General features: G+C 45.4%; 20 protein-coding genes. 13 read left to right on the forward strand and 7 right to left on the reverse strand.

Annotated features, from left to right (window positions below):
* Entirely contained in the window at positions 1 to 540 is a 540-nt protein-coding gene (locus AB4274_RS06415; protein WP_017061148.1) for an SPOR domain-containing protein, read from the forward strand.
* Positions 541 to 648: 108 nt separating this feature from the next.
* Here AB4274_RS06415 and AB4274_RS06420 read toward each other — a convergent pair whose 3' ends face one another.
* Positions 649 to 909: a hypothetical protein gene (locus AB4274_RS06420; RefSeq protein WP_017061149.1), complete on the reverse strand. Its 261-nt coding sequence runs from the start codon at positions 907 to 909 to the stop codon at positions 649 to 651.
* A gap of 298 nt (positions 910 to 1,207) precedes the next feature.
* Here AB4274_RS06420 and hslV point away from each other — a divergent pair, with 298 nt between their 5' ends.
* The 4 genes from hslV to rraA all read left to right on the forward strand — a co-directional run bounded on the left by hslV (position 1,208) and on the right by rraA (position 4,820).
* Positions 1,208 to 1,756, forward strand: a complete 549-nt coding sequence (hslV, locus tag AB4274_RS06425) for an ATP-dependent protease subunit HslV (RefSeq protein ID WP_004729692.1) — start codon at positions 1,208 to 1,210, stop codon at positions 1,754 to 1,756.
* Between the two features lie 58 nt (positions 1,757 to 1,814).
* Positions 1,815 to 3,155 carry an HslU--HslV peptidase ATPase subunit gene (hslU, locus tag AB4274_RS06430; protein WP_017077598.1) on the forward strand — a complete coding sequence of 447 codons (1,341 nt, stop codon included), beginning with the start codon at positions 1,815 to 1,817 and terminating at the stop codon, positions 3,153 to 3,155.
* A gap of 155 nt (positions 3,156 to 3,310) precedes the next feature.
* On the forward strand, positions 3,311 to 4,228 hold the full coding sequence (locus AB4274_RS06435; protein WP_372111374.1) for a 1,4-dihydroxy-2-naphthoate polyprenyltransferase: 918 nt from the start codon (positions 3,311 to 3,313) through the stop codon (positions 4,226 to 4,228).
* 73 nt (positions 4,229 to 4,301) lie between these two features.
* On the forward strand, positions 4,302 to 4,820 hold the full coding sequence (gene rraA / locus AB4274_RS06440) for a ribonuclease E activity regulator RraA (RefSeq protein WP_017077596.1): 519 nt from the start codon (positions 4,302 to 4,304) through the stop codon (positions 4,818 to 4,820).
* 112 nt (positions 4,821 to 4,932) lie between these two features.
* Here rraA and zapB read toward each other — a convergent pair whose 3' ends face one another.
* Entirely contained in the window at positions 4,933 to 5,175 is a 243-nt protein-coding gene (zapB, locus tag AB4274_RS06445) for a cell division protein ZapB (protein ID WP_004729696.1), read from the reverse strand.
* A gap of 324 nt (positions 5,176 to 5,499) precedes the next feature.
* Here zapB and glpX point away from each other — a divergent pair, with 324 nt between their 5' ends.
* From glpX to AB4274_RS06460, 3 genes are all read left to right on the forward strand, one after another.
* Entirely contained in the window at positions 5,500 to 6,507 is a 1,008-nt protein-coding gene (gene glpX, locus AB4274_RS06450) for a class II fructose-bisphosphatase (RefSeq protein ID WP_017061153.1), read from the forward strand.
* A gap of 179 nt (positions 6,508 to 6,686) precedes the next feature.
* Positions 6,687 to 7,307, forward strand: a complete 621-nt coding sequence (locus AB4274_RS06455; RefSeq protein WP_017063674.1) for a metalloregulator ArsR/SmtB family transcription factor — start codon at positions 6,687 to 6,689, stop codon at positions 7,305 to 7,307.
* A gap of 122 nt (positions 7,308 to 7,429) precedes the next feature.
* Complete coding sequence (locus tag AB4274_RS06460; RefSeq protein WP_017061155.1) at positions 7,430 to 7,777, forward strand: DUF3135 domain-containing protein; 348 nt, start codon at positions 7,430 to 7,432, stop codon at positions 7,775 to 7,777.
* Between the two features lie 61 nt (positions 7,778 to 7,838).
* Here AB4274_RS06460 and AB4274_RS06465 read toward each other — a convergent pair whose 3' ends face one another.
* Together AB4274_RS06465 and AB4274_RS06470 are read right to left on the reverse strand one after the other, a co-directional pair.
* A complete protein-coding gene (locus AB4274_RS06465) occupies positions 7,839 to 8,267 on the reverse strand; it encodes a DUF805 domain-containing protein (protein ID WP_017061156.1) in 429 nt (142 codons plus the stop codon).
* Between the two features lie 45 nt (positions 8,268 to 8,312).
* On the reverse strand, positions 8,313 to 8,660 hold the full coding sequence (locus AB4274_RS06470) for a 5-carboxymethyl-2-hydroxymuconate Delta-isomerase (protein WP_372111378.1): 348 nt from the start codon (positions 8,658 to 8,660) through the stop codon (positions 8,313 to 8,315).
* Positions 8,661 to 8,909: 249 nt separating this feature from the next.
* Here AB4274_RS06470 and tpiA point away from each other — a divergent pair, with 249 nt between their 5' ends.
* Together tpiA and AB4274_RS06480 are read left to right on the forward strand one after the other, a co-directional pair.
* Positions 8,910 to 9,680, forward strand: a complete 771-nt coding sequence (tpiA, locus tag AB4274_RS06475; RefSeq protein ID WP_017061158.1) for a triose-phosphate isomerase — start codon at positions 8,910 to 8,912, stop codon at positions 9,678 to 9,680.
* A gap of 142 nt (positions 9,681 to 9,822) precedes the next feature.
* Entirely contained in the window at positions 9,823 to 10,176 is a 354-nt protein-coding gene (locus AB4274_RS06480) for an endonuclease domain-containing protein (protein ID WP_017061159.1), read from the forward strand.
* A 370-nt stretch (positions 10,177 to 10,546) separates the two neighbouring features.
* On the opposite strand, the gene pfkA is transcribed toward AB4274_RS06480, so the two are convergent.
* From pfkA to AB4274_RS06495, 3 genes are all read right to left on the reverse strand, one after another.
* Positions 10,547 to 11,509 carry a 6-phosphofructokinase gene (gene pfkA, locus AB4274_RS06485; RefSeq protein WP_017061160.1) on the reverse strand — a complete coding sequence of 321 codons (963 nt, stop codon included), beginning with the start codon at positions 11,507 to 11,509 and terminating at the stop codon, positions 10,547 to 10,549.
* A gap of 317 nt (positions 11,510 to 11,826) precedes the next feature.
* Positions 11,827 to 12,735, reverse strand: a complete 909-nt coding sequence (fieF, locus tag AB4274_RS06490; RefSeq protein WP_017066567.1) for a CDF family cation-efflux transporter FieF — start codon at positions 12,733 to 12,735, stop codon at positions 11,827 to 11,829.
* 164 nt (positions 12,736 to 12,899) lie between these two features.
* Positions 12,900 to 13,409 carry a CpxP family protein gene (locus tag AB4274_RS06495; RefSeq protein WP_017063671.1) on the reverse strand — a complete coding sequence of 170 codons (510 nt, stop codon included), beginning with the start codon at positions 13,407 to 13,409 and terminating at the stop codon, positions 12,900 to 12,902.
* Between the two features lie 178 nt (positions 13,410 to 13,587).
* On the opposite strand from AB4274_RS06495, the gene AB4274_RS06500 reads away from it, so the two are divergent.
* The 3 genes from AB4274_RS06500 to AB4274_RS06510 all read left to right on the forward strand — a co-directional run bounded on the left by AB4274_RS06500 (position 13,588) and on the right by AB4274_RS06510 (position 16,350).
* Positions 13,588 to 14,277 carry a response regulator gene (locus AB4274_RS06500; protein WP_017066566.1) on the forward strand — a complete coding sequence of 230 codons (690 nt, stop codon included), beginning with the start codon at positions 13,588 to 13,590 and terminating at the stop codon, positions 14,275 to 14,277.
* Positions 14,277 to 15,656 (forward strand): envelope stress sensor histidine kinase CpxA, encoded by a 1,380-nt coding sequence (cpxA, locus tag AB4274_RS06505; protein ID WP_017068848.1) that lies wholly within the window; start codon positions 14,277 to 14,279, stop codon positions 15,654 to 15,656. Before AB4274_RS06500 ends, cpxA begins: the two co-directional genes overlap by 1 nt.
* 76 nt (positions 15,657 to 15,732) lie before the next feature.
* The gene (locus AB4274_RS06510) at positions 15,733 to 16,350 is read left to right on the forward strand and encodes a superoxide dismutase (protein ID WP_017066564.1); all 618 of its coding nucleotides are present in this window, start codon (positions 15,733 to 15,735) and stop codon (positions 16,348 to 16,350) included.
* The last annotated feature ends 13 nt before the right edge of the window (positions 16,351 to 16,363 follow it).

Consider the following 16,363-nt stretch of genomic DNA (forward strand, 5'->3'; position numbering starts at 1 on the left):
GTGGCTAATAGAGATTATGTAAAGCGCGGTCGTGGCACGAAAAAACCGACCAAAAAACAAGCACCTCGCCGTAAACCTTGGCGCAGTGGTCTTTTGGCGATCCTCCTTGCCGGTGGTTTTGGTTACGGACTTTACCTATTGAGTAATGATCCTGAGCCGCCTGCACCAACGCCTGTGGCAACCAAACCAAAACCTAAGCCAAAACCAGCGAAAGTGATTCCGCCGCCTCCTGAAGAGAAGTGGGACTACGTTGAAACGCTGCCAAGCCGCGAGATTGAAGTAAAAGCCAAAGAGCAACAGATCTCTAAGATCCCTTACATCATGCAGTGTGGCGCTTACAAAACCTCGTCGCAGGCAGAAGCACGTAAGTTGGATATTGCCTTCCAAGGTATCTCAAGTGAGATCCGCAAGAAAGATGGCAGTAGCTGGTACCGTGTGGTTTTAGGGCCATACAAGTTGAAGCGTGACGCAGAACGCGATCGCCATAAGCTGCAACGAGCGAAAATTGAACCTTGCGCTATTTGGAAAGACGGGTCTTAATCAACTCAATATATAATAGGGGGAAGAGGATTCCCCCTATTGCTGTTTGAAAGCGTTCAATAGTTCATCGCACAAGCAATACCAGTATGTTAATCAAAAGAGTGCGTTTTAACGAAACTGAGGTACTTGTTCGTAGTACTCAAGCCCAAAGTCAGTCAGGTAGACCTGCTCCTTATTTATCTCGATGTAACCAAAAAAATCCAAGTGCGCTAAAACGTTAGGAAATGGACGTTTAAGAAAAACGTTGACCGAGTTTTTTAGATGTTCTGTTGAACACTCGCCCGCCTCCTGATACATCAGATGATGCAGTATAGACAGCTCATCCAGATCCATATCTCTATTAAAAAAACTGATATTGTCACTATTCATCACACTACTCCTTATGCAGTGAATACCACTGATTAGTGAACATCATTCCTTATAAATCAAACAAAAAGTGTTAACCATTTCACGTTAGAAATTTGTTTTATCTTTTTTTATATTTATCACAAACTATTAACCCACCAACCCTTGCCACACATAGGCTCAACAGGTAATGGATGTTTGAAACAACTGGTAACATTTAGTTTTTTTGATATGACATACCATTAAATGTGGCACTTGAATTCATGATAGTGGAGCCACATATAAGTAGTAACCATAAATAATAATCAAAAGAGGTCGACTCGTGACTACCATTGTATCTGTACGTCGTAATAATAAAGTCGTCATCGCGGGTGATGGACAAGTATCTCTGGGCAATACAGTAATGAAGGGCAACGCCCGTAAAGTACGTCGCCTATACAACAATAAAGTACTGGCAGGTTTTGCTGGCGGTACGGCAGATGCTTTCACGCTATTCGAAAAATTTGAAAGCAAGCTGCAAATGCACCAAGGCCACCTAACCAAAGCTGCCGTTGAGCTGGCGAAGGATTGGCGTAGCGACCGTGCTCTACGTAAATTAGAAGCACTGCTAGCAGTCGCGGATGAAACCGCTTCACTGATCATTACTGGTAACGGTGACGTCGTTCAACCAGAAAACGACCTGATTGCGATCGGTTCGGGCGGTAACTTCGCTCAAGCAGCAGCGACTGCACTATTAGAAAATACTGATTTAGATGCGCGTGAAATCGCAGAAAAGTCGCTGAACATTGCTGGCGATATCTGTGTATTCACCAACCATCACCACACTATTGAAGAACTAGAAAGCACCGTTGAGCTGCCAAAGCCAGAGTAACGACCGCTTCCATCAATAACGTTGTATTCAACAGTGATTAAAGAATTAAGGAAAAACCATGTCTGAGATGACTCCTCGCGAAATTGTTCACGAACTCAATCGCCACATTATCGGCCAAGACAACGCTAAGCGTTCAGTGGCTATCGCTCTACGTAACCGCTGGCGTCGTATGCAGCTTGAAGAAAGCCTGCGTGTTGAAGTTTCGCCAAAAAACATCCTGATGATTGGCCCAACAGGTGTGGGTAAAACTGAAATTGCTCGCCGTCTAGCGAAACTCGCTAATGCGCCGTTCATCAAGGTAGAAGCGACTAAGTTCACCGAAGTTGGCTACGTTGGTAAAGAAGTTGAGACCATCATCCGTGATCTAACGGACGTTGCGATCAAGATGACACATCAACAAGCGATGGAAAAAGTACAATACCGCGCTGAAGAGCAAGCTGAAGAACGTATTCTTGATGCCCTTCTACCACCAGCACGTGATGCTTGGGGTCAGAACGAGCAATCAACTGAAGACACCACCTCTTCAAACACTCGTCAGATTTTCCGCAAGAAACTGCGCGAAGGTAAGCTAGACGACAAAGAGATCGAAGTCGATGTAGCCGCACCGCAAATGGGCGTTGAAATCATGTCACCTCCGGGTATGGAAGAGATGACCAACCAGCTGCAAGGCATGTTCCAAAACCTAGCGGGCGACACCAAGAAAAAGCGTAAGATGAAAATCAAAGACGCATTCAAAGCACTGACGGAAGAAGAAGCTGCGAAGCTTGTGAACCAAGAAGAGCTAAAAGAGAGCGCGATCTTCAACGCTGAAAACAACGGCATCGTATTCATCGATGAGATCGACAAAATCTGTAAGCGTGGCGACAGCTCAGGCCCAGACGTATCTCGTGAAGGTGTTCAGCGCGACCTACTGCCTCTAATCGAAGGCAGCACAGTATCAACGAAGCACGGCATGGTTAAAACTGACCACATCTTGTTTATCACATCAGGTGCATTCCAAGTGGCTAAGCCATCAGATCTGATCCCTGAATTGCAAGGTCGTCTGCCAATCCGCGTAGAACTTGAAGCACTATCAGCACATGACTTCAAACGTATTCTTACTGAACCAAAGGCGTCACTGACAGAACAGTACATTGCCCTGATGAAAACAGAAGATGTCGGCATTGAGTTCACTGAAGATGGCATCAACCAAATTGCAGACGCAGCATGGCGTGTGAACGAAACCACTGAAAACATCGGTGCGCGTCGTCTACACACAGTCATGGAGCGCCTAATGGATGAAATTTCATTTGACGCAACAGACCGAGCAGGCAGTAAATTGCTGATTGATGAAGCTTATGTAATATCTAAGCTTGGCGAGCTCGTAGAAGACGAAGACCTAAGTCGCTTCATCCTGTAGCACACAAAACTCCAACTTATTGCTCTATCTCAAAGAAATAGCAGCTAATAAGCGAATTCAAGGCCCACTTTCGAGTGGGCTTTTTATTACCCGAAAAATGGGCGTATACTCAAATCACAGTTTGAAACGAAGACTTACAAAGAAATAGACCTACGATGAAACAATCTCTACTGATTTGGCTTGATGCCGCACGACCAAAAACTCTGCCTCTCGCACTCGTCTCTATTCTTACAGGAAGTAGTTTAGCGTTCGCCGGCGGTCAGTTTTCTCTATCAATAGCCCTACTGGCTTTTTTAACTGCCACCTTATTACAAATCCTGTCGAACCTAGCCAATGACTATGGCGACGCAGTAAAAGGCACAGACAACGAAAACCGTCTAGGGCCAACACGTGCAATGCAATCTGGTGCGGTGACTGCGAAAACCATGAAACAAGCGATCATCCTCAACATCGTGTTTACCATGCTCGCTGGGCTGATTCTTATTTTTCATGCCTTAACCTCGATTGAAAGCATCTTATCTTTCATCGCGTTAGGCGTATTAGCCATAATGGCTGCCATCGCTTACACCGTGGGCAATAAACCTTATGGTTATATTGGCCTTGGCGACTTATCGGTATTTATCTTCTTCGGTTTGTTAGGCGTTTCAGGCACATACTTCCTACACACTGGTCATGTTGAGCCAAGCCTATTTCTTCCGGCCTTAGGCTGTGGATTAATGGCGGTTGCGGTACTCAACATCAACAACATGCGTGATATAGAGAACGACAGCGAATGTGGTAAGCGCACCATGGCGGTTCGCCTAGGGCAACGCAAAGCCAAGCACTATCATTTTGCACTGCTTGGGCTCGCCCTTGCTTCTTTCGCTATCTACCTACTGATTCAAGAAAAACCGGTCTGGATCAGCCTGCCGTTTTTATTGAGCATTGTTATTGTTTACAAACATGGCAAGGCCGTTTGGGAAACCGAAAAACCAGTGCAGATTGCACCAATGATGCCAGTGATTGTGAAATGCTCACTGGTCACTAACCTATTGTTTGCAGGGGTTGTCGTAGCTCAAACTCTATTGAGTTAAATGAGACTAATCATTGCAAAGGGATCAAGCACCGATATACTCAAAGTAAGCTCATTGTTCAAAAGGTATACTAATGGAATACAACACTTCAGCACTGTGCGACATATATTTGGATCAAGTTGATGTCGTGGAGCCCATGTTCAGCAACTTCGGTGGACGTGCATCCTTCGCAGGACAGATCACGACATTAAAGTGTTTTGAAGACAATGCTTTGATTCGCTCCGTATTAGAGCAAGATGGTCTGGGACGTGTGTTGTTAATCGATGGTGGCGGCTCACTACGCAAAGCGCTGATCGATGCTGAGATTGCCCTACTTGCCGAAGACAATGAGTGGGAAGGTATTGTGGTTTACGGCTGCGTTCGTGAAGTCGATGAGCTAGAAGACATGAACATTGGTATTCAGGCTTTGGCTTCTATCCCTGTTGGTGCGAGCCAAGAAGGTGTCGGCGAATTGGACGTACCGGTCAACTTTGGCAGCGTAACCTTCTTACCGGAAGATTACCTCTACGCTGACAACACCGGCATTATTCTTTCGGCAGAGCCTTTAGATGTCGAACTTGATCTGGATGTTGAAGAAGAAGAGGTCGAGTAACTCTCACTCAGCTTCAAATAATAAAACAAACCATAAGAATACGAAGCATAAGAATACAAACAAAAACGCCCGCTACTCAGTAGCGGGCGTTTTTTTAAATCTGAAGAGTCAATTACTCTACGTCATCCATTTTACCAAGAAGGTTACGGATGCGATCTTGCCACGCTGAATGCTCTTCCTGCATTTGCTGAGTTTTTTGCTCTAGCTCGTGACGGCTTTCTTTAAGCTCACCAGCTTCTGTTGCTAGTGCTTGTTTCTCTTCTTTAAGCTCTTCCACTTCCATTTGAAGAAGTGCAATTGTATCTACTGCTGTTTGAATTTTTGCTTCTAGCTGCTCTAGTACTTCAAAAGACATTCTGGCCTACCTTTAAGTTATCCGTTTGATGGTGAAGGTTCACTCCACTTATTTCCCCATTCTACTCAGCAGAGCAAGGATAAACACTCAATATATTCGATATTTTGCGCCATTCGATGAAAAAAACAGCACTTTTTACCGAATATTGACGTGAACGATTACCGCCACAACGGCAAACCGATTATTTTGATGAATAATAACTGTTTTCCACTGCGAATTGATCGAGAGCAATCTCCAAAAAACAAAAAGGCAAACGTTTCCTTTTGGATATGGTAAAATTCGCCGCGAAATTTCTATTCCCCCTTTGAAAATTTTGGAGTCCGCATGAAACGCGATTTAGCAATGTCATTCTCTCGTGTCACAGAAGGTGCAGCACTAGCTGGTTACAAGTGGCTTGGCCGTGGCGATAAAAACGCTGCAGATGGTGCTGCTGTAGAAGTAATGCGTAGCCTATTAAACAAAACCGAAATTAGCGGTGAGATTGTTATCGGCGAAGGTGAAATCGATGATGCACCTATGCTATACATCGGCGAAAACGTAGGTGTGGGCGGCGACGCTGTCGACATCGCAGTTGACCCAATTGAAGGGACACGCATGACAGCAATGGGCCAATCAAATGCATTGGCTGTATTGGCTGCGGGCGAAAAAGGCAGCTTCCTTAAAGCGCCTGATATGTACATGGAAAAGTTGGTTGTTGGCCCTGGCGCTAAAGGCGTGATTGACCTAGAACTGCCACTAACAGAAAACCTAGAAAACATCGCTAAAGCACTAGGTAAAACACTTGATACTCTAGTCGTAACCACGCTTGCTAAGCCTCGTCATGATCAAGTCATCGCCGACATGCAAGCAATGGGCGTTCGTGTATTTGCTGTGCCAGACGGTGATGTTGCGGCTTCTATCTTAACCTGTATGCCAGACAGTGAAGTAGACGTCATGTACTGCATCGGCGGCGCACCTGAAGGTGTGGTCTCGGCTGCGGTAATTCGCGCACTCGACGGCGACATGCACGGTCGTCTTCTACCTCGCCACGAAGTGAAAGGCGACACAGAAGAGAACCGCAAGCACGGTGAACTTGAACTTGAGCGCTGCGCAGAAATGGGCGTAACGGCGGGTATCGTATTGAAGATGGAAGACATGGCACGCAGCGACAACGTTGTATTCTCAGCAACAGGCATCACTAAGGGTGACTTGCTAGAAGGTATTTCTCGTCAAGGTAATATCGCAACCACAGAAACCCTGCTTATCCGTGGCCGCTGCCGTACAATTCGCCGCATCAAATCTATCCACTACCTAGAGCGTAAAGATCCAGAAGTAGTAGGTCATATCCTGTAAGCCTAAATTCGGTGAAACAGAATATTCCAAGGCTGATACCTAGTATCAGCCTTTTGTTTTATTAGCGCACCAGAATCTGACCATGGCAGCCAATAGAGTAAATTATCATCAATATAGTAAATGGTTTGCTTTATAAACACCTTGCCTCATAATAGTAAGGTTCATTAGGTAGGGATAGTATGAAAACAAGCGACAGAATCTTACAGACCATTAAGCGTCAAGGCGCGGTAACCGCGAAACAACTGTCAGAAGAATTTGGCATGACGACAATGGGGGCAAGGCAACATCTGCAAAGCCTGGAAGATGACGGTATTCTTGCGTTTCATGATGTGAAAGTGAAAGTGGGTCGCCCGACTCGCCACTGGTCCCTGACTCAACAAGGTCATAACCAATTTTCAGACCGACATGGTGAACTCACCATTCAAGTGATTGATGCTGTCGAGAATCTATTTGGTAAAGAAGGGCTGGCTAAGGTTGCTGCCGAGCGTGAACAACACACTCTTAAGCAATATCAAACTGCGCTGTCTGGCTGTGATTCACTCATCAGCAAGCTTAAAAAACTCACCCAGCTTCGTGAAGACGAAGGCTACATGGCTGAGCTTCAAGAGCATGATGATCACTACATCTTGATTGAGAACCACTGCCCTATCTGTAAGGCTGCAACTCGCTGCCCTAGCCTGTGCCAATCTGAGCTCAACGTGTTTACTGAGTTACTAAAAGATGAGTGTCACGTGAGCCGTACAGAGCACATCATTGCTGGCGAACGACGCTGCACTTACACCTTAACACCCGCCCTTTGATTGCAAAGGTAATCGGCTAATACCGTCTCAATATTGAGAAAATACAAATAGATTAAAATTTGTACAGATTTCTTTCTTAAGCTTAGAGCATATGAAACACGCTTAATGCTAAGGAAGGAATGATGGCGCATCCACAACCCGCTCAAAAACTGCCACCCTTTGATGAACTTGTCCAACTCGCGAAAAGCGACCCGAAAGCATTCAATCAATTCAAACACGAGATGTGCGAACAGATGATTTGTTCGGCTTCAGACGTGATGCAAGACCGACTTCGTGCGCAGCAAAGTCACATCGACTTAGTGGTTAGCCGTTGTAAAAACCCACACCACGCCAATGTCGTACTCATGCAAGAGCTGCGCTGTCAGGTCTGTAAGTTCCAAGATGCACTCGAAGGGCGCTGCGGCTTTGAAGAATCTCTGCCTGAAAATGTCGTGCCTTTTAAGCCGAATACCGAACCTAAAATGTACTGAAATTAGCAAAGCACTAAAAAGAAAAAGGGAGCGTAATGCCCCCTTCTTATTGGTTCGCTGTTCAATATTCACATGGGTCTTCGCCGTAGTCATTACGGCCTTCTGTACCTTTCAACAAACCACACTCAATCAGAATCCAGAAACCACACACTAATGCCGCGACGGTTGCCGCCATATGAATTGGCGATACCGGCTCTGTCGTCGTTGCAACCATTGGCGAAGCTAAACGACCCAATACTAATGGCACATTCAATAGTAGCCAGTAATTAGACTTATTGCGGTCGTGCCAGCGCTTAGCGGTTACCGCAAGGTCTGGGATCACAAGCATCAATAAGATGATTGGTAGCAGGATATAAGAGTAAGCAGGGAACAACACAGAGATACCTGAAGCAAAACCGGTAATCGCTATGTAGTAGAAAACATTCCAAATCCAGTAAGTCTTACGACCAATTCTCCCCTTGAAAGAGAGCAGTAATTCTTTCATCGACATCTTAAATACTCAAATTTATACGCCGCTAAAAGTCAGCAGCAATGGTTAGTTTATTACTTTTTGAAAGCAACTTTTATCCATATCACGAATATTCACCGTTAAGCTTCTTACATGACTCGCTTGTTCTTGCAGGATCTGCATTAACGATCGTGACAATTCTCGCTTTTGCTCTTCCTTTCGTCCCGAAAGTAACTCAAAGCTGATATGAATAAAGTCTACACTATCTTCCTCATCACCGACCAACCAATTATGGCAACGCAGTGAACGAGATTTCACTGATGGCACATCAAACAAGCCACATGTGAGAGCGACTTGGTGGAGATCTTCCAGTAAGCCTTGGATATTTACTCGCTCATCCACTGAATTGGAGTACTCTAGAACTAGATTCGGCATTGTTACTTCCTGTTGTTAACGCAATCGTTTGTCCCTTAATAACAACTAACGATGAAAAATCCGAGAAGTTAGCTATTATTCTGTCTGCCGGATCACTGATATATGCTCAAAATCTACTCTGACCATTGAGTAAGATCCAAGAAAGTCATGACCACAGTCATGATCTGTTGATATTAATCTGTTATATTATTTCGTAATAAAGTTTACTTTTTTACATTCGATTTATTTAAATACTTTGGAGATATTCCTATGCGTCATCCTGTAGTTATGGGTAACTGGAAACTAAACGGCAGCAAAGAAATGGTTGTTGATCTACTAAACGGTCTTAACGCTGAACTTGAAGGCGTAACAGGCGTAGACGTAGCAGTTGCTCCACCAGCACTTTTCGTTGATCTAGCAGAGCGTACGCTTACTGAAGCGGGCAGCGCGATCATCCTAGGTGCTCAAAACTCTGACCTAAACAACAGCGGTGCATTCACTGGCGACATGTCTCCAGCAATGCTTAAAGAGTTCGGCGCATCTCACATCATCATCGGTCACTCTGAGCGTCGTGAATACCACAACGAATCAGATGAGTTCGTAGCTAAGAAATTCGCATTCCTAAAAGAGAACGGCCTAACTCCAGTTCTTTGTATCGGTGAATCTGAAGCACAAAACGAAGCAGGCGAAACTGTTGCAGTATGTGCTCGTCAACTTGACGCTGTTATCAACACTCAAGGTGTTGAAGCTCTTGAAGGCGCTATCATCGCTTACGAACCAATCTGGGCTATCGGTACTGGTAAAGCAGCTACAGCTGAAGATGCACAACGCATCCACGCTCAAATCCGTGCACACATCGCAGAGAAATCTGAAGAAGTTGCTAAGAAAGTTGTTATCCAATACGGCGGTTCTGTTAAGCCAGAAAACGCAGCAGCTTACTTCGCACAACCAGACATCGACGGTGCTCTAGTTGGCGGCGCAGCTCTAGACGCGAAAAGCTTCGCAGCTATCGCTAAAGCAGCAGCTGAAGCAAAAGCTTAATTTAAACTTCACCGTTTAAATTAAATGAAAGGTCAACTTAGGTTGGCCTTTTTTGATCTCGCTCGAAAACCGCCACTCCCAACCTCTTTTTTGCACTGAGCTCTTTGTAACTTAATAACATTCCGGTTTATTAGACTGCGTTATGAAGATTTATACACAAGCTCATCTAAACACATTTCGAAAACAGCTCCGAAACAACATGCCTCAACCAGAACGCAAGCTATGGTTTTATATACGGAACAAGCAGCTTGGTATTAAGTTTCGCAGACAACATAGCATCGGAAAGTACGTCGTGGATTTCTTCAGCTGTGAACTAAAACTGGCCATTGAGATAGATGGTAATAGCCACTTTTCAGAACAAGCACAGGCTTACGATCATCAGCGTACACGAGACTTAAACAAGATTGGAATCAAGGTGCTTCGCTTTACCAATAATGAAGTTAATCAGAATCTTGAAGAAGTTTTGGTGAAAATCATGAATTCAATCCCCAAATAAACTTCTGTGTACGCATCCCCCTCTAACTCCCCCTTATTTCAACATTTTCGATTACCCTGCCGATCTAAGGTAAAGGGGGAGAACTTTCTTTGTTCACTTAGGTCCCTAGGCTTACTGAAACCATAAAATGTTCAATAAATCGCTAATAGGAAAGCTTACGTTAATCGCTAAAATTTGTTGTAGTCGGTATATGCTCCAACAACTACGGAACGGTTCCTCCCCTTTCCAATGAAAGCTAAAGGGATCTAGAAACCTGACATAAGGGGAGGCTAGGAGGGGATTTTACAATGAATCTAAAGAACGGCAGGCACAAAAAAACCGCTGAATAATCAGCGGTTTTTAAATTCTTTAAGCGAACGCTAAGCGTGGCTTAGAACAACTCTTCTGCAACGCGGAACAGCTCAGAACGGTCTGGGTTCTGCATGTTCTCGATACAATCGATGATGTCGTGGTGAACAAGTTCTTCTTTCTCGATACCCACACAACGACCACCGTGACCTTCTTGAAGAAGGTGAACAGCGTAGTTACCCATGCGAGAAGCCAATACACGGTCAAATGCAGTAGGACGACCACCACGTTGGATGTGACCAAGAACCGTTGCACGAGTTTCACGACCTGTTGAAGATTCAATCTCTTTAGCCAGTTCGTTAGCATCCATCATTAGCTCAGTTAGAGCGATGATTGCGTGCTTCTTACCTTTCGCAATGCCATCTTGGATGTTGCTGATAAGCTGTTCTTTATCTAGGCCAGTCTCTGGAGTAATGATGTACTCACAACCACCCGCGATTGCTGACATAAGCGTAAGGTCACCACAGTGACGGCCCATGATTTCAACAATAGAAATACGTTGGTGAGAAGAAGACGTGTCACGTAGACGGTCAATTGAATCAATAACAGTGTTAAGCGCTGTTAGGTAACCGATTGTGTAGTCAGTACCCGCGATATCGTTATCGATTGTGCCTGGAAGACCGATACATGGGTAACCCATTTCAGTCAGCTTCTTAGCACCCATGTAAGAACCGTCACCACCGATAACAACAAGTGCTTCGATACCGTGCTTCTTAAGGTTCTCAATGCCTTTCTCACGAACAGCAACGTCTTTAAATTCAGGGAAACGTGCAGAACCTAAGAAAGTACCACCACGGTTGATCACGTCAGATACGCTTGAACGGTCAAGCTTTTCGATACGGTCTTCAACAAGGCCTTGGTAGCCATCGTAAATACCGTAAACTTCAATGCCAACTGATAACGCAGTACGAACAACGCCGCGAACTGCTGCGTTCATACCTGGAGCGTCACCACCACTGGTCAAAACACCGATCTTCTTAATCATGCTCACCCTCGATTTTTGGGAATCTATTATTCAATTCTTGTTCTTGCTGATTGTATATCAACAAGATTTTAAATCTATATTTGTGCGTTATGTTACATTTCCTCAACAGGAATAGCACTCAAATCGCGTAAAATTATGTAACATTTCTACTTCTGTAAGAGTATTACAGTTTTACTCAATAACTTTGTTGATTCACATCAGAATCAACATTAATTGTTACTAAGGTGGTTTTTGAATCACCTAACAGTTAATAATTTTTACTCACTTTAGTTCAAAAGCCACTCACTTACCATTTGCCCGCTGATTTTTAGCACGCATTACCACGAGTGGAATTTCTGCTGCTTCTCTGGTCCAAATACGACCGAATACGGGTCTTGGTGAATTAATACATCAGCATCAGGGAACACGGAGATAAGCTTAGCCTCTACTTCGTCAGAAATGCGATGCGCTTCAATAAGTGGGATATTATCTTCCAATTCTAGATGCAGTTGGATGAAGCGTATTGGCCCCGAGCGACGCGTTCGTAATTGATGCACACCCAACACGCCTTCCACGCTCAATGATGTCTCTTTAATCTGTTTCAGCTCATCATCTGGCAGCTTATGATCAAGCAGAGACTGAACCGCTTCCATCGCCATTTGATAAGCGCTGTACAGAATGTAGATACCTATACCCACCGCAAATACAGAGTCCGCTTGGCCAAGCCCAAACCAACTCAATGCCAGTGCCAGCATAATCGCGGCGTTCATATAAAGGTCTGATTGATAGTGCAATGAATCGGCTGCAATAGCTTGGCTACCCGTTTTGTTGACCACATGTTTTTGGAAGCGAACCAGACCAAAGGTCATCACTATCGCGAACAGGCTGACGTAGATACCAATTTCTGGAGAGTTCAGTTCATGAGGTCGGAAGAAGCGTTCAATACCATTGAGAATAAGGAAACATGCAGAGCCTGAAATAAACATTGCCTGCGCTAATGCAGCGAGAGATTCAGCCTTACCATGACCAAAGGTGTGCTCTTTGTCGGCAGGCTGCAGAGAGTAGCGAACCACGATAAGGTTAACGACAGAGGCTGCGATATCAAGCATGGAGTCCACGACGGAAGCCAACAGACTCACAGAACCTGTTACCCACCACGCTGCGACTTTCACTATCAATAAAATAGTGGCGATGGTGGTGGCTGCCCAAGCGGCGAGCGTAACTAAACGTGCGTATTCTTGTTTCATAACTTGGCTATAAAGTGACTGATAGCACAAAGTATAACCTGCAAACAACCAATTGAATATGACAGCTATGATGTAAAACATTCATTTTTAAGGATCAAAAAAAGCGGCACTCGGCCGCTTCTTTCTAAACACTTTCATTCAACGCTGATTTTTCAAGCAATGAATTACTTGTCTTTGTTCATGCGTTTTCCCATTTTGTCAGCACACTTAGTCATGCGCTCTTGTTGGATTTCTTTCAGTTGAGTCTTTTGCTCAGCCGTTAGTACGCTCATCATTTGGTGTTGCTTCTTAAGCATTGCTACGCGACGCTCAGTTTGCTTCTCAACCATTTGGCTTGCTAGGTCGTTTGCTGCTGCTTCGTCAAAGTTGTCAGCAAGTACCAATGCTTGAACCTTTTCGTGATGCGCTTTCATTTGCGCCATTTTTGCCGTTTTGTTTGCACCGCGCTTTGCTTTCATCTCAGCACGGTCTGCTTCACGCATCTCTTTTAACTGTTCTTTTTGAGCGTCGGTTAGGTCTAGTTGGCGCATTACTTTTTTATCGAAACCGCCACACTTGTCGTGCATACCTTTGTGGTCACCTTTATCACCACCACCGTAAGCATACGCGCTTGCTGTACCAAAAATAAGTGGAAGTGCCGCAGCTGCTAGTACAAGTTTCTTAGTCATTTTCATAATTGTTGCCTCAATTCGGTATAATAAGTCATGTGTTGCGTCTGTTTCTCAGCGCTTGAATATAGATTAGTCTTTCCCTCGTAAAGTGACGTTTAGAAAGCGTAAAGAATCGTAAAGAGTGAAAGTTGACGAATAATTAGCAGTATTATTAACCTAACTAAATGATTAAGGCTTCCCAATGGCGAACATTCTTCTTATTGATGACGACACAGAGTTAACCAGCTTACTTAAAGACATTTTGAGCTTTGAGGGCTTCACTGTCTCCGAAGCCAATGATGGCTATGCCGGGCTTGAAGCGATCAATGATGAGATTGATCTGGTCCTTTTGGATGTGATGATGCCGCGCCTTAATGGCATGGAAACGCTAAAAAAGCTGAGGGAAAATTGGGAAACGCCGGTACTAATGCTGACCGCAAAAGGCGAAGAGATCGACCGTGTGATTGGTCTTGAACTTGGCGCGGATGATTACCTGCCTAAACCTTTCAGTGACCGAGAGTTGTTAGCTCGTATTCGAGCTATCTTGCGTCGTACTCAAACCAACACCGCACCTAAGGCGGCCAGTGATAGAGTTCAATATCAAGACATCGAAGTCTTCCCGGGCAAACAAGAAGCCTACTGCAATGGGGAGCTCATCGACCTCACCACAACCGAGTTCGCCCTACTGAGTCACCTTATCCAAAACCCAGGGCAAGTGATCACCAAAGAAGCATTGAGTTTGGATGTGCTGGGTAAAAGGCTCGCAGCGTTTGACCGCGCGATAGACATGCACATCTCTAATCTACGTAAGAAGATTCCTGAGCGCACTGACGGCAAATCACGTATCAAAACCTTACGAGGCCGTGGCTACTTATTGGTAGAGGAAGATTAATGCGTATACCTAAAATCACCAGCTTATATGGACGTATCTTTGCTATCTTTTGGTTCACCATGTTACTGGTGCTTTTGTCGGTGCTGTCACTTCCCCATTTAGACCCTCGAGTCGCGCGAGATGTGCCCGCAGATCACCTCGATAAACTCGAGCGTATCGCTAAAATCACAGAGAAACGCTACGCCAAAGAACCTAATCTGGGCAAGATTGTCTTCCAACTGGAGGCGCCACGCAGCCGCAAGGATTCTAGAGCTCGCATCTACCTGACCGATCTTGAGGGCGCAGTCCTTACCTCGAAAAGGCATTCAGACTATAAGCTAAAGGCGATTCGTAACTTTGTTACCTCGATTGATAACCCTGAGATACCGAAGCAAAAACTCTACGGACACTACATGGTCGCAGGGCCAGTGCCAATTACTCTCGCTGGTGAAGAGTTGCTGATGTATGCCGGAGTGAAGTGGAACCAACCACCGCCATTCTTACTGCGCCTGTTTGATAGACCTCTGCAGCTATTGCTTGCCGTGATGTTGGCGAGTACCCCGCTATTACTTTGGTTAGCTTGGGCACTGAGTCAACCCGCTCGCAGGCTAGAACGCGCGGCACAACGCGTGGCGAAAGGTCAATTCGAGGTCGATCCAACACTCGAAAAAGGTACTTCAGAGTTCAGACAAGCTGGTGAAAGCTTTAACCAGATGGTAGAAGCGGTAAACCAGATGATTTCGGGGCAACAACGCCTGCTCTCTGATATCTCACACGAGCTCCGCTCGCCACTGACACGTCTTCGCATGGCCAATGCACTGGCGATTCGTAAACAAGGCGAGAGCCAAGAGTTAGAACGCATTGATACCGAAGCACAGCGTTTGGAACAGATGATCAGTGAGCTGCTGACGCTATCTCGTATGCAGGTCGACAGCCATATTACTCGTGAGGTTCAGCCTATCTCGAGCCTATGGGAAGAGATCTTAAAAGACGCAGAGTTTGAAGCCGAACAGATGGGCAAACAACTGACGTTCTCGGAGATCCCAGAACGCTCTATTTCGGGGAACCCTAAACTGCTGATGAGTGCGCTAGACAACATTACACGCAATGCCATCTACTACGGTAAAGACCAAGTGGATGTACAGTTCCATGTGGTTCAAGATCAGCTAACAATTTGCGTCAATGATAATGGTGATGGTGTTCCAGAGGATGAACTCGATTCTATCTTCAGACCTTTTTACCGTGTCTCAACAGCGCGTGACAGAAACTCTGGCGGCACAGGGCTTGGATTAACCATTACTGAAAGTGCGATTCGCCAACACAGCGGAACCATCACCGCAACCCGCAGCCAGCTCGGTGGATTACAACTCGAAATCACCCTGCCTATCTTACCGGTGTAATACCCCCACAAAGATCGCAGTTGATAATGATTGTCATTACCATTATGGTAAATCCTCTAATTAAGGAGGATTTACCATGTCGCACACTTTCCCTGCTTTACCCTACGCTTACGATGCCCTAGAGCCTTACATTGACGCTAAGACAATGGAAGTGCATTACAGCAAGCACCATAGAACCTACTACGATAAGTTTGTTGCGGCGGTGTCTGGCAGCGAGCTAGAACAGCAATCTCTGACCGAGATCTTCGCCAACATCTCTCAGCACAGCCCGGCTGTTCGTAACAATGGCGGTGGCTACTACAATCACATCTTGTACTGGAACTGCATGTCGCGAGACGGCGGTGGTGAACCTACGGGCGAGCTTGGTGAGGCTATCAAGAGTACCTTCGGTGATTTCGAGACATTCCAAGATCAGTTCGCCCAAGCGGCGATCAATACCTTTGGCTCCGGCTTTGCTTGGCTAGTGGTAGAGCAAGGGCAACTGAAGATCATCTCAACCTCGAACCAAGATAATCCGTGGATGGATACCGTTGTCAGTGATGGCGAACCGATTCTTGCGCTCGATGTTTGGGAACACGCCTACTACATCAGCTACCAAAACCGTCGTCCTGATTACATCAACGCATGGTGGAATGTGGTGAATTGGAAGGCGGTTGCTGAAAACTACGCACAAGCACTCGCGAATAAAGCGTAAGCGAATGGTGGTG

It is taken from the genome of Vibrio sp. 10N.261.55.A10 (assembly GCF_041470825.1).
In the GTDB taxonomy this organism is placed as follows: Bacteria; Pseudomonadota; Gammaproteobacteria; order Enterobacterales; family Vibrionaceae; genus Vibrio; species Vibrio crassostreae_C.

What these genes read in the sequence shown, in the direction of transcription:
- pfkA (WP_017061160.1), bottom strand. Translation starts at nt 11,509, where the DNA reads ATGATTAAGAAGATCGGTGTTTTGACCAGTGGTGGTGACGCTCCAGGT.
- hslU (WP_017077598.1), top strand. Translation starts at nt 1,815, where the DNA reads ATGTCTGAGATGACTCCTCGCGAAATTGTTCACGAACTCAATCGCCAC.
- AB4274_RS06495 (WP_017063671.1), bottom strand. Translation starts at nt 13,409, where the DNA reads ATGAAAATGACTAAGAAACTTGTACTAGCAGCTGCGGCACTTCCACTT.
- rraA (WP_017077596.1), top strand. Translation starts at nt 4,302, where the DNA reads ATGGAATACAACACTTCAGCACTGTGCGACATATATTTGGATCAAGTT.
- AB4274_RS06435 (WP_372111374.1), top strand. Translation starts at nt 3,311, where the DNA reads ATGAAACAATCTCTACTGATTTGGCTTGATGCCGCACGACCAAAAACT.
- AB4274_RS06480 (WP_017061159.1), top strand. Translation starts at nt 9,823, where the DNA reads ATGAAGATTTATACACAAGCTCATCTAAACACATTTCGAAAACAGCTC.
- AB4274_RS06465 (WP_017061156.1), bottom strand. Translation starts at nt 8,267, where the DNA reads ATGTCGATGAAAGAATTACTGCTCTCTTTCAAGGGGAGAATTGGTCGT.
- AB4274_RS06510 (WP_017066564.1), top strand. Translation starts at nt 15,733, where the DNA reads ATGTCGCACACTTTCCCTGCTTTACCCTACGCTTACGATGCCCTAGAG.
- zapB (WP_004729696.1), bottom strand. Translation starts at nt 5,175, where the DNA reads ATGTCTTTTGAAGTACTAGAGCAGCTAGAAGCAAAAATTCAAACAGCA.
- AB4274_RS06460 (WP_017061155.1), top strand. Translation starts at nt 7,430, where the DNA reads ATGGCGCATCCACAACCCGCTCAAAAACTGCCACCCTTTGATGAACTT.
- fieF (WP_017066567.1), bottom strand. Translation starts at nt 12,735, where the DNA reads ATGAAACAAGAATACGCACGTTTAGTTACGCTCGCCGCTTGGGCAGCC.
- AB4274_RS06420 (WP_017061149.1), bottom strand. Translation starts at nt 909, where the DNA reads ATGAATAGTGACAATATCAGTTTTTTTAATAGAGATATGGATCTGGAT.
- AB4274_RS06470 (WP_372111378.1), bottom strand. Translation starts at nt 8,660, where the DNA reads ATGCCGAATCTAGTTCTAGAGTACTCCAATTCAGTGGATGAGCGAGTA.
- tpiA (WP_017061158.1), top strand. Translation starts at nt 8,910, where the DNA reads ATGCGTCATCCTGTAGTTATGGGTAACTGGAAACTAAACGGCAGCAAA.
- glpX (WP_017061153.1), top strand. Translation starts at nt 5,500, where the DNA reads ATGAAACGCGATTTAGCAATGTCATTCTCTCGTGTCACAGAAGGTGCA.
- AB4274_RS06500 (WP_017066566.1), top strand. Translation starts at nt 13,588, where the DNA reads ATGGCGAACATTCTTCTTATTGATGACGACACAGAGTTAACCAGCTTA.
- AB4274_RS06455 (WP_017063674.1), top strand. Translation starts at nt 6,687, where the DNA reads ATGAAAACAAGCGACAGAATCTTACAGACCATTAAGCGTCAAGGCGCG.
- cpxA (WP_017068848.1), top strand. Translation starts at nt 14,277, where the DNA reads ATGCGTATACCTAAAATCACCAGCTTATATGGACGTATCTTTGCTATC.